13 protein-coding genes are annotated in these 11,649 nt (G+C 35.9%); 7 read left to right on the top strand and 6 right to left on the bottom strand.

Going from position 1 to position 11,649, the window contains the following annotated elements; all coding sequences use genetic code 11:
• Positions 1 to 27 precede the first annotated feature (27 nt).
• A complete protein-coding gene (rsfS, locus tag EIB73_RS09650) occupies positions 28 to 390 on the bottom strand; it encodes a ribosome silencing factor (protein WP_125024888.1) in 363 nt (120 codons plus the stop codon).
• A gap of 87 nt (positions 391 to 477) precedes the next feature.
• Here rsfS and EIB73_RS09645 point away from each other — a divergent pair, with 87 nt between their 5' ends.
• Positions 478 to 1,194 carry a biotin--[acetyl-CoA-carboxylase] ligase gene (locus EIB73_RS09645; protein ID WP_125024886.1) on the top strand — a complete coding sequence of 239 codons (717 nt, stop codon included), beginning with the start codon at positions 478 to 480 and terminating at the stop codon, positions 1,192 to 1,194.
• Here the strand turns inward: EIB73_RS09645 and EIB73_RS09640 are convergent.
• The 4 genes from EIB73_RS09640 to EIB73_RS09625 are packed head-to-tail and all read right to left on the bottom strand — an operon-like array spanning position 1,188 to position 4,521.
• Positions 1,188 to 2,282 carry an LptF/LptG family permease gene (locus EIB73_RS09640; RefSeq protein WP_125024884.1) on the bottom strand — a complete coding sequence of 365 codons (1,095 nt, stop codon included), beginning with the start codon at positions 2,280 to 2,282 and terminating at the stop codon, positions 1,188 to 1,190. The genes EIB73_RS09645 and EIB73_RS09640 overlap by 7 nt on opposite strands.
• 17 nt (positions 2,283 to 2,299) lie before the next feature.
• Positions 2,300 to 3,436 carry a tRNA guanosine(34) transglycosylase Tgt gene (gene tgt, locus EIB73_RS09635; RefSeq protein ID WP_125024882.1) on the bottom strand — a complete coding sequence of 379 codons (1,137 nt, stop codon included), beginning with the start codon at positions 3,434 to 3,436 and terminating at the stop codon, positions 2,300 to 2,302.
• 3 nt (positions 3,437 to 3,439) lie between these two features.
• Entirely contained in the window at positions 3,440 to 3,808 is a 369-nt protein-coding gene (locus EIB73_RS09630) for a DUF4296 domain-containing protein (RefSeq protein WP_125024880.1), read from the bottom strand.
• Positions 3,805 to 4,521, bottom strand: a complete 717-nt coding sequence (locus EIB73_RS09625) for a polyprenol monophosphomannose synthase (RefSeq protein WP_125024878.1) — start codon at positions 4,519 to 4,521, stop codon at positions 3,805 to 3,807. Before EIB73_RS09625 ends, EIB73_RS09630 begins: the two co-directional genes overlap by 4 nt.
• 145 nt (positions 4,522 to 4,666) lie before the next feature.
• On the opposite strand from EIB73_RS09625, the gene EIB73_RS09620 reads away from it, so the two are divergent.
• From EIB73_RS09620 to EIB73_RS09605, 4 genes are all read left to right on the top strand, one after another.
• Positions 4,667 to 5,308 (top strand): DUF4271 domain-containing protein, encoded by a 642-nt coding sequence (locus tag EIB73_RS09620; protein ID WP_228411223.1) that lies wholly within the window; start codon positions 4,667 to 4,669, stop codon positions 5,306 to 5,308.
• Positions 5,309 to 5,320: 12 nt separating this feature from the next.
• Entirely contained in the window at positions 5,321 to 6,061 is a 741-nt protein-coding gene (locus EIB73_RS09615; protein WP_125026094.1) for a uroporphyrinogen-III synthase, read from the top strand.
• Between the two features lie 75 nt (positions 6,062 to 6,136).
• Entirely contained in the window at positions 6,137 to 8,236 is a 2,100-nt protein-coding gene (locus EIB73_RS09610; protein ID WP_125024876.1) for a S9 family peptidase, read from the top strand.
• The gene (locus EIB73_RS09605; protein ID WP_125024874.1) at positions 8,226 to 8,579 is read left to right on the top strand and encodes a hypothetical protein; all 354 of its coding nucleotides are present in this window, start codon (positions 8,226 to 8,228) and stop codon (positions 8,577 to 8,579) included. Before EIB73_RS09610 ends, EIB73_RS09605 begins: the two co-directional genes overlap by 11 nt.
• Positions 8,580 to 8,598: 19 nt before the next feature.
• Here EIB73_RS09605 and EIB73_RS09600 read toward each other — a convergent pair whose 3' ends face one another.
• The gene (locus EIB73_RS09600) at positions 8,599 to 9,093 is read right to left on the bottom strand and encodes an SRPBCC family protein (protein ID WP_125024872.1); all 495 of its coding nucleotides are present in this window, start codon (positions 9,091 to 9,093) and stop codon (positions 8,599 to 8,601) included.
• 185 nt (positions 9,094 to 9,278) lie between these two features.
• Here EIB73_RS09600 and EIB73_RS09595 point away from each other — a divergent pair, with 185 nt between their 5' ends.
• Together EIB73_RS09595 and EIB73_RS09590 are read left to right on the top strand one after the other, a co-directional pair.
• The gene (locus EIB73_RS09595; protein ID WP_125024870.1) at positions 9,279 to 10,829 is read left to right on the top strand and encodes a sensor histidine kinase; all 1,551 of its coding nucleotides are present in this window, start codon (positions 9,279 to 9,281) and stop codon (positions 10,827 to 10,829) included.
• A gap of 76 nt (positions 10,830 to 10,905) precedes the next feature.
• Positions 10,906 to 11,592, top strand: coding sequence for a response regulator transcription factor (locus EIB73_RS09590; protein ID WP_125024868.1), 687 nt, complete (start codon positions 10,906 to 10,908; stop codon positions 11,590 to 11,592).
• The last annotated feature ends 57 nt before the right edge of the window (positions 11,593 to 11,649 follow it).

Genomic DNA, 11,649 nt, shown 5'->3' with positions numbered 1-11,649 from the left:
GAAATGGTTTTTTCATCAACACTGTAATTAATCTTCTATTTTTGTAATTTTCGCATCGCCCCAAAGTTCTTCGATTTCGTAGTAGGCGCGCGTTTCACGCTGAAATACATGTACCACAACGGATACATAATCCAACAGAACCCATAGATTGTTTTCTGCTCCTTCTACATGCCAAGGTCTGTCTTGTAAATCGTTTCTTACTTTTTTCTGGATGTTTCCGGCGATGGCCGAAACTTGAGTGTTAGAGTTTCCTGTGCAAATCACGAAAGTCTGAGCTACTGAATTTTCGATGTTCGAAAGATCGAAAATCATAATTTCTTCTCCTTTTGTATCTTGTATTGCTTCTACGATTTTATCGGTAAGTAGTTGCTTCTCTGTTAATTTATTCATTAAAAATATTGTATAGTGTGCAAATTTATTGTTTTTTTATTTAAATAGTCTCAAATTTACAGATTCTAACTCTTAAAGTTTTCTTAAATGACCGACTTATTCTATTTGCAGGAATGTTCTTCAACCCAAGATGAAATTGAAAAGATCTTACCTGTGGATCATAATAGTTTGAAAGCGGTTTACACATTTAATCAAACCCAGGGCAAAGGTCAGTACGGTAATTCCTGGGATTCCGGAGAAAATAAGAATTTAGCTTATTCTCTGGCAATACCCACAGAGCTTATTAAAATACAATTTCATTTATTCAATTTCCATACCGCTGAAGTGGTGGCGGATTTTCTTGCCAATATGACAAAAGAGCGCGTTGAAATAAAGTGGCCCAATGACTTGATCATTCATCATAAAAAAATTGCGGGACTTTTAATTGAAAAAAAGAAGATTGATGAAATATCTTTTTTTGTTATCGGACTTGGCCTGAATGTTTTAGCGAATAAAACAGAGCATCTCCCAAAAGCCGGTTCATTATGGACTCAAACTGGGATTTCCTTTGATCTAAAAAATCTTACCGAAGAATTACATAAGTATTTACGACTGCATTTAACAGCGAATGTTTCTGAAAGTTCAGTCATTGAGAAGCTTAATAAGAATCTATTTCGAAAGGATATGATTTCTGTTTTTGAAATCGGACAAGTAAGACAAAATGGCATTATAAGAAAAGTTGATGACGAAGGATATCTTTGGGTAGAACTCGAAAACGGGGGTTTAAAGAAATTTTTTCATAAAGAAATATCCCTTCTTTATTGATTGGCTCTTTTAAAATAAAGAAACAATGCCACCGGTCCAAAAATAATATTCGGCAGCCACATCGCTAATAGTGGAGAAATAGACTTGTTTTCCGAAACAACTTTTAGCACTTCGAAGGAAAATACAAAAACGAAAGCCAGTGTAATCCCGATCGCTAAATTCATCCCAAGTCCGCCGCGTTTTTTTTGGGAAGAAAGAGATAATCCTAAAAAAGTAAGAATAATAACTGAAAAAGGCATTGATGTTCTTTGATGAAGCTCATTCAAATAGGTATTGAGATTTGCATTTCCTTTTTCTTTTTCCCTATTGATAAACTTAACCAGATCAGGCGTTGTTTTGTTCTGGCCCAATAGAACATCCGGAAAAAGCTCTTCTGGTGGAAGACCAAACTTCTTGTTGATCGTGTTGCCGCTTCCAAGCTTTTCTTTATCGTTTTTCAAAAAAGTTTTTTCCAGATAATTACTCATCACAAAGTGCTTTTTGTCCTTATCCCAGTAAAAATCAGCAGCGTTAAATTGATAAATTAAGTTTTTCTTTTTGTCGAATTTCTGGTACATAAACCCAGATCCCCCTTTGTTCTTTTTATTATAGCTTTTAATAAAGATATATTCAGTCTTTGACAGTTGTGTGGCAACCTCGGCATTTCCTAGAAATTCTTCCCTGCTTTTCGTACTGTACGTGTAAGGTTCAAGCTCGTTTTTTTTAATATTAGCCAGCGGTAACACAAAATGATTGATTAATAGAGCCGCGATAGCGATTAAACCTGAAGTCATTAAATATGGTCGTGCAAACCTGTGAAAACTTGCTCCGGAACTGATAATCGCAACAATCTCTGTATTATTTGCAATTTTCGAAGTAAAGAAAATAACTGAAATAAAAACCAGAATAGACATGAAGGTAATGATCAGATTGATGATCCAGAACGGATAAAAATTCACCAGAAATTCGCTCACCTTAAAACCATTTGATTCAATTCTCGGCGCCTTTGCCTGTACATCGATCACCAGTACAATAATGCTGAGTAAGCCCAGCATAAACCCAAAGGTACCGAGGTATTTTTTAATGATATAAAGGTCAATAATCTTCATTACTAAAAATCGCTTATTTAAAGTCGCTGTTTAAGGGCAGGAACGACGGAATCTTTCCATTCATAAAAATCTCCTGCGAGAATATGTTGACGCGCCACCCGCACCAAATCTAGGTAAAATGCCAGATTGTGGATAGAAGCAATTTGTTTTCCTAAATATTCTTTCGAGACAAACAAGTGGCGAACATAGGCCTTAGAATATTCTGAATCTACATAACTCGTTCCGAACTCATCCAAAGGCGAAAAATCGCTTTCCCACTTTTTATTTTTCATGTTCATTACACCCTGCCAGGTAAACAGCATTGCATTTCTCGCATTTCTGGTAGGCATTACACAATCCATCATGTCGATTCCTAGACCTATGGTTTCTAAAATATTCCACGGAGTTCCAACACCCATTAAATATCGTGGTTTATCTTTCGGTAAAATATCGGTGACTTCATCGGTTATTCTGTACATTTCATCTTCCGGTTCTCCTACAGAAAGTCCGCCAATTGCATTTCCGGCGGCATTTTGTTCCGAGATAAATTCTGCGGATTTTTTTCTTAGATCAGAATAGGTAGAGCCTTGGACGATTGGGAAAAGTCGCTGTTGGTGGCCATAAATTTCCGAATTTTCGTCGGTCCATTTGATGCATCTTTTTAGCCAGCGATGCGTCATCTCCATTGATTTTTTTGCTAAATTATATTCGCATGGATAAGGCGTGCATTCATCAAAAGCCATGAAAATATCTGCACCGATCTGTCTTTGTATCTCCATTGAAATTTCCGGGGAAATAAAATGCGTGCTTCCGTCAATATGAGATTTAAATTTTACACCTTCTTCATTTAATTTTCTTGATTTTGAAAGAGAAAATACCTGATATCCTCCGGAGTCCGTAAGAATTGGTAAATCCCAGTTCATAAATTTGTGCAGTCCGCCCGCAGCCTGCATAATATCCATTTTCGGACGCAAATTTAAATGATAGGTGTTTCCTAAAATAATCTGTGCCTTGATATCATCTTTTAATTCTCTCTGATGAACGGTTTTTACCGACGCGACTGTTCCTACCGGCATAAAGATCGGCGTTTCAATCGTTCCGTGATCTGTAGTAATCTTTCCGGCTCTTGCTTTGCCGGTGGTTGTTTTATTTATTTCAAAAAATGGAGACTTCATATATTATCTTACGAATGGCGGTACGTTTTTATTTTCTTTAATTTTTTTCTCGATATATTCCTTTGCAGCAGGATCTTTATTTAAAATAATTTTCTGCGCCTGGGTCATTATTTTTTCAATATCGCCGGTAGCGGTGTAATATTTATAGCTTTCGACGAAATCATTTCCTTTTACTTTTCTTTGCTGAAGGGCAAATCGGGTGGCGTTGTCTAAATTAACGTTGCTAACAACCATTCCCAATTGCTCATTTACGGCAAATTCTGCCAGCAGTTCTGCCATTGTATCCTTGGGTACCAGGTTTTTTGGCGGATCAATAAGTTCTGAACAGCCTAACATAAATAAGGAAAGTAGAAATAAAGTCAATCTTTTCATAGTTTTCCGATGAGGGATTTCCACTTTAAATTTAAAACACCGAAAACGGCTTCATGTATAATACCGCCATTCATTTTGCTCACTCCCAATTCTCTGTTGGTGAAAATAATAGGAACTTCCACCACCTTAAATCCTTTTTTATAGGCTCGAAATTTCATTTCAATCTGAAATCCATATCCTTTAAGTTTTATATGATCTAAACCTATCTGTTCCAAAACCTTTCGGGAAAAACATACAAAGCCTGCAGTGGTATCGTGAATTGGGATTCCCAGGATCAGTCTCACATATTTAGAAGCGAAGTAGGAGAGCAACACTCTGCCCATAGGCCAGTTGACTACGTTTACTCCCTTAGAATAGCGCGAGCCAATGCTCATATCTGCACTTTGACACGCAATAAACAACTTGTTTAAATCCTCTGGATTATGGGAAAAGTCGGCGTCCATTTCAAAAATATAGTCAAACTGATGGTCGAGCGCCCATTTAAATCCATGGATGTACGCTTTACCTAAACCATCTTTCACTTTTCTAACGATTAAATGCAGTTGCCCGGGATATATGGTTTGTAATTTTGTTACAATTTCCGAGGTTCCATCTGGGGATGAATCGTCAACCACGAGGACTTGAAAATCTTCCTGCAGCGCAAAAACTGCCGAGATAATATTTTCAATATTCTCTTTTTCATTATAAGTTGGAATAATAACGAGTTTTTTCATCCTGGAAATTAAGGTGCAAAGATAAACTTTTCCACCATTTATTGATTCTATGAAATGATGAGCTTTGTGTAAGAGGTCGATTTTGTTGTTTTTAAAAGACTTCTGCAATTCCGTTTATATTCTTACTTTTGCAAAAAATTATCTATTGGTCAGAATAGTTGAGCAAAACGACTGGGTCGTATTTATTATTACAGGCTGTATTTTGCTGTATGTCTTCATGTTATTATATCTGCACCGGGATTCCTCTGTGAAGGTTTTTTTGATGCAGAAATTTGCAGATTCATCCAATAATTTCTTAAGTTGGGTTATTGTAGGCCTCGTTTTCATTCTTCTCCTGGCTGTTGTTATTTCACAAGCGGTCCCTATTGTTCCCCAAAAAGTTAGAGATATTCAACTTTTCGGATATGAACTGAATAAATTTGGATTTACATTTCTCGCTCTTCTGTCTTTTTATGGTTTGAAGAGTTTATTGAGTTATCTGTTTTATGCAGGAACCGGAACGCTGAAAAGTTGGTCATATTTTCAATTCACTGCATCGAAATTTTATTTTACAGTATCATTGTTATTAATGTTGCTATGTTTTTATCAATATTTTTATGAATTTGATGTTTTGAAGCTGTTTGATTTCTATTTTATCGGATTTATCGTTCTTTTTCTATTTAAAATTATGGTGTATCTCCTATCACCACAGCATATCTTACCGCATCAGTGGTATTATAAATTTTTGTATATTTGCACCCTCCAAATAGCACCTACAATTGCTCTTTGGAAACTACTTTTTCTTTAATAAATTTTGATGATGAAAATTAAATCTATACTGGTTTCTCAACCGTCTCCTAACGAATCTTCTCCTTATTTAGAAATGGCAAAAAAAGAAAAAATCAAAATTGATTTTAGATCTTTTATCCACGTTGAAGGTGTTGATGCCAAGGAGCTTAGAGCACAGAAAATTGATCTGTCGCAATACACCGGTATTATTTTTACCAGTAAAAATGCCGTAGATCATTATTTTCGTTTAGCAGAAGAAATGCGTTTTTCTGTTCCCGATTCAATGCGGTATATCTGCCAATCTGAAGCAATTGCGAATTACCTGCAGAAACATATTGTATACAGAAAGAGAAAGATCTCTTTTGGCGAAAAAACATTTGCAGATCTGGTTCCACTATTTAAGAAATTCCCGTCTGAAAAATATATTCTGCCTGCTTCAGATATTCTGAGTGCTGATATTCAAAGAATTTTAGAATCAACTTCTATTGACTGGACCAGAGCGACCATGTACAGAACAGTGAGCAGTGATTTATCCGACATTAACATCACAGATTATGATATGTTGGTGTTTTTCAGTCCGCAAGGAATTAGATCTCTTGCCGCTAACTTTGAAAACTTTGAACAAAACGGCACAAAAATCGCCGTTTTCGGAGCAACAACAGAATTGGCTGCGAAAGAAGCCGGACTTCGTGTAGATGTCATGGCTCCAAGTAAAGAATCACCATCTATGACGATGGCTATCGAAAAATACATAAGAAATTTGGAGAAATAATTTCTTCAAAAAAATATTTTAAAAACCGCCTTTCTTTGTTAAAGTCGGTTTTTATCTTTTAAATAAATAAGATTAATGAGCGCTGATAAAGCAAATTTAAATACAGAAAATATAATCGCTGAGCCCGTTGCACCGGTCGCTAAAAAAATCCCCGCTACTTTAGAAGTTCATGGTGATCAAAGAATTGATCCTTATTTCTGGTTAAGGGAGAGGGAGAATCCAGAAGTTTTGGAATATCTGGAAGCAGAAAATGCATATTGTGAAGCGGTGATGAAGGATACTGAAGGTTTTCAGCAACTCCTATTCGATGAAATGAAAGCGCGCTATAAAGAAGACGATCAATCGTTGCCGTATTTTTTCAATGACTATTGGTATATCGTGCGCTTTGTTGAAGGAAAAGAACATCCCTTATTTACCCGTAAGTTTCAGACTTTAGATCATGATGAAGAAATTCTTTTGGATGTCAATATTCTGGCAGAAGGTCAAAAGTTTTTTGAGGTTGGGAGTGTTGCGGTTTCTCCGAATAACAAACTCATCAGTTACTCGTCTGATAATATGGGACGTAGAATTTACAATATCAATTTTAAAAATTTAGAAACGGGTGAAATTCTACAGGATCAGATTCCCAATACCACGGGAAAAGCTGTTTGGGCAAATGATAATGAACATATTTTTTACATTAGAAAAGATGACAGTTTAAGAGCCTTTCAAGTGTATCTTCATCAACTGGGAACCGATTCTTCGCAAGATGTTTTGGTGTATCACGAAGAAGATGATGCTTTTGATGTGAATGTTTTTAAAACAAAATCTTTAGAATATATTTTCATCTCCAGTTCCAGCACGATTTCAGATGAGCAGCGTTTTATTCCTGCTTCCGATGTGTTGGCGAAGTGGCAGATTATTCAGCCCCGAATTGATGATCTGGAATATTCCGTAGAACATTATAATGATGAATTTTATATTATTACCAATGCAGATGATGCCACCAACTTTAAAATTGTAAAAACGAAAGTTGCAACACCGGGAATTGAAAATTGGACCGAAGTAATTCCACATCGTGAAGAAGTTTTACTGGAAGGTTTCGAGATTTTTAATAATTATTTGGTTCTGGAGGAAAGAATTGAAGGTCTTTTGCAGATTAAAATCATCGACCATCAAAATAACAGTTTTCATTATCTACCTTTTTCAGATCCTAGTTATACTGCCTACATCGGATTGAATTTAGAATTTGATACGAACAAATTGCGTTTTGGGTATACTTCTTTAACGCAGCCAAATGCTACTTTTGAATATGATATGAAGGAAAGAACAACCCTTCTTCTGAAGCAGCAGGAAGTTTTGGGTGGGAATTTTTTACCGGAAAATTATATTTCAGAAAGAGTTTGGGCAGAAGCCCGAGATGGAGAACTGGTTCCGATCTCTTTGGTTTATCATAAAGACACGCCAAAATCTGCGGAAACTCCCTTATTGCTGTACGGCTACGGAAGTTACGGACATACCGTGGATGCGAGTTTTTCAAATGTGCGGCTTTCTATTCTGGATCGCGGTTTCATCTATGCTATTGCACATGTTCGCGGTGGGGAATATATGGGCAGAGAATGGTATGAAGATGGCAAAATGCTGAATAAAAAGAATACTTTTTTCGATTTTATCGATGCTGCAAAATTTTTGATAAAAGAAAATTATACTTCATCAAAACATCTTTATGCAATGGGCGGCAGCGCAGGCGGACTTTTAATGGGGGCGGTTATCAACTATGAACCCGAACTTTTTCATGGTATTGTAGCACAGGTTCCTTTCGTAGATGTGGTAACGACGATGTTAGACGAAACCATTCCTTTAACGACAGGAGAATTTGATGAATGGGGAAATCCAAAAGACAGAGAATATTACGACTACATAAAATCGTACTCTCCTTATGATAATATAGAAGCGAAAGCCTATCCAAATATTTTAATTACCACAGGTTTGCATGATTCTCAGGTACAATATTGGGAGCCGGCAAAATGGACGGCCAAACTGCGGGATTTAAAAACCGATCAAAATATTTTGATTTTTAAAACCGATATGAGTGCAGGACATGGTGGCGCAAGCGGCAGATTTGAATCTTTAAAAGAAGACGCTTTGGAATATGCTTTTTTAATGAAATTAGAAAATAAAATAAATGGAAAATAGATCAGAAAGCGAACTTTGGGAAGCGGTTGAATCGTTTTTCGTGGAAAATTTCGATACGGAAAAACATCCGACAATTGATACTTTGTTGTTTTTAATTGGTGTGCAGGAATTAGGCAGTGGCCAACAGAAATATACCAAAGATGACAAACTTAATATTCTGCATATTGCGGTTTGTAGATTATTGGAGCCTTTTGGATATTACAAATTCTCACATTATGATGATGATGGATATCCGCATTTTGATGAGGTGGCACAATTGCCGGAATTAAAACCGAATGAACAGCAGATTCTCATGAAAAAAGCGATCATTCAATATTTTCATGATGAAGAACTTTTTAACTAAATAAAAGACTGATTAAAAATCAGTCTTTTTTATTTAGTAAATCCTCCAGCTGGTTTAGTCTGCTTTTAAATCCTTGCTCAAAGCCCATTTTTAAAGACTCCTGTAAATCTTGTCGTGATTTGAAATGGATATTGATGGTCAGTTTTGTTCCTTCATCAACACCTGTAAACCCAATAAGCCAGTTTGAACCCGGCATTTCACTGTTGATATTTCCCTCTTCATCAGCGAAAAAATCAGTCCAGTCGAAGCTGCGGTGAAAGTTTATTTCATGATAATGTGCCCCTGCGAAATGCTTTTCGTTATCGGGACTTACCATCGCATAATGCCACTCGCCGTCTTTTTCGAAATTCATCTTTGTAGTTTCGCACTTCCAGGGTTTTGGAGCCCACCACTGATCTATCAAATCTTTTTGGGTAAAGTGCTTCCAAACTTTATCTACGGTAGTGTGCAGAACTTTCATTACATAAATGGTCGCTGCGTGTTCGTCGGTATTGAATTTTATTTCTGTGTTCATGTAAGGTCTTTTCACAAATTTAGATATTATTTACGACTGCAAACTAAAAAAGCAGAAAATAAACATATTCAGTATAATTTGTTAAAAAAAAGGCTTTTATGAAATTCCGTACAATAAATTGGTCTTTCTTTTGTTATTATATTCTTAAAATGAGTAATTTTAACAATTCGTTTTAAATATATCTAATGAACAATAAGTTTATTCCTTTCATTTCAGTATTGATGACCATCTCGATGATTGTCTTCGTAACGCTTCAGTTATACTGGATCAAAGAATTGTATGGCGCACTGAACCAGGATTTTAGCAATAAAGTATATTCTTCTCTGGAATCTTCAGCCCTAAAAGTTTCGCAGCTGGAAGTGGATAAATACCTAAATCAGGATTACAAAAACTTCGGGAAAAATGTGGTGGACAGCAGCAATCAGCCAACGCAAACCTATATTCAGCAAAACTCAGATTCGGCCAATAAGTCCACTATTACCTTCCAAAAGAGCATTGTCGAAAATCAAAATATCCCTATTTCTAAAAAAGGCGATACTTTGAAGATGACGAAATTGTATACGGATGAAGGAATTCTGCAGATTAAAAAAGCACCCAATTCATCTGAGCCGTTAACCACCCAGATGAGCAAAGATATTAACAATAATACCTATGCTTTGCGTGAATTTGCAAAACTCAGTGCTTCAAATTTACCTATTGAAAAAAGAGTAGATGCAAAAACTTTGGATTCTGTTCTTTCTAAAGAATTGAAATTAAGTGGATTGGATACTAAGTTTGGTTTTGCGGTCATGGATCGAAAGAATGAGGTTACCAATATTGCGAACGGAATTTATAAAAACGAAAAAGATAAGGCCAGTTATACCTATCCGCTTTTTACCGATAGCAAAGACCGAACATTATATACGTTAGCGCTTGTTTTTCCGGATAAAAAATATTCCCTCGTCAAGAATAATCTGCCCATGCTTCTTGGGACTATTATGTCTTTGCTGACTATTTTGGGTATTTACATTATTTCCATTAATTATATGATGCGTCAGAAAAAAATCGCAGAGGTTAAGACCGACTTTATTAATAATATGTCTCATGAATTCAAAACACCGCTCGCCACCATTTCTGTAGCGACCGATTCGTTGGCGAATGATAAAATTGCGACCAATCCTGATAAGGTAAAATATTATTCCGGTTTGATCAAGCAAGAAAACCTTCGCATGAAGAAACAAGTAGAAAATGTCTTGAATATGTCGAAATTGGAGCGTAATGAGGTAAAATTATTTCTAAGAGAAACCGATGTTCGCGCTTTAATAAAAAAAATAACCGAGAGTTTTGGTTTAATCGTCGCCCAGAGAAATGGAACTTTAACCCAGGAATTCAATACCGATCGGTATCTCTTTAAAATTGATGAGTTTCATATTTCCAATGCTTTGGTCAATCTTTTAGATAATGCGAACAAATATTCGCCGGAAGCACCGGAAATTAAAGTAAGCACCAGAAATGAAGGAAACTGGTATGTTGTTGAGATTTCTGACAAAGGAATTGGGATGGAGACGGATAATAAAGTGCGGATTTTTGAGAAATTCTTTCGCGAAGAAACGGGGAATATTCATAATGTGAAAGGTCAGGGACTGGGATTGTCTTATGTAAAAAAAATTGTAGAACTCCATAAAGGTCAGGTGATCGTGGATTCTAAAAAGGACGTCGGTAGTACGTTTACTATAAAACTGCCAATGAATGTGTAATAGAATTACAATTAATAAATATTAAATATAAAATCAGGATTAAGGTGAAAACCTTGTAACTATAAATAAATAAATTATGAGCAACAGGATCTTATTAGTAGAAGACGACCAAAGTTTTGGTGCAGTTTTAAAAGATTATTTATCCATCAATAATTTTGAAGTAACGCTCGCTACAGATGGAGAGCAAGGTTTAAAAGAATTTACAGAAAACGAATTCGATATCTGTATTTTTGATGTGATGATGCCTAAAAAGGACGGATTCAGTTTAGCAGAAGATGTAAAAAGGATCGATAAAAATATACCTATCATTTTCTTGACTGCAAGAAATATGCGCGAAGATATTTTAAAAGGATATCAGCTTGGTGCTGATGACTATATTACAAAACCTTTTGATACAGAACTGCTTTTGTATAAAATTAAAGCAATTTTACAGAGAAGTGCCGTGTTGGAGGATAGTGATCAGGAGCAGTTCAAGATCAGTAATATTTTCTTCGACTCTATGTTGCGTCAGTTGAGAGTCAACGAAACCGACTATAAACTGTCCCCAAAAGAAAATGAATTGTTGAAGTTGCTTTGTCTGCACCGAAACGATTTCATGCCAAGGGATTTGGCGCTAAGAAAAATCTGGAAGAAAGAAAATTACTTTACCGCGAGAAGTATGGATGTTTATATTGCCAAACTTCGGAAATTACTGAAAGAAGATGATGGCTTGGAGATCATCAATGTACACGGAGAAGGTTTCCGTTTATTGGTGAAGAACTAAAAAATACGAATTCAATTGAAAACTCTTAGAGTTTTAACCTAAGCTTTTTTCAAAAAA

The organism is Kaistella carnis (assembly GCF_003860585.1).
GTDB classification, from domain to species: domain Bacteria; phylum Bacteroidota; class Bacteroidia; order Flavobacteriales; family Weeksellaceae; genus Kaistella; species Kaistella carnis.
Note: the sequence above shows the minus strand (reverse complement) of the source record. Positions and strands in the feature narration are given on the sequence as shown.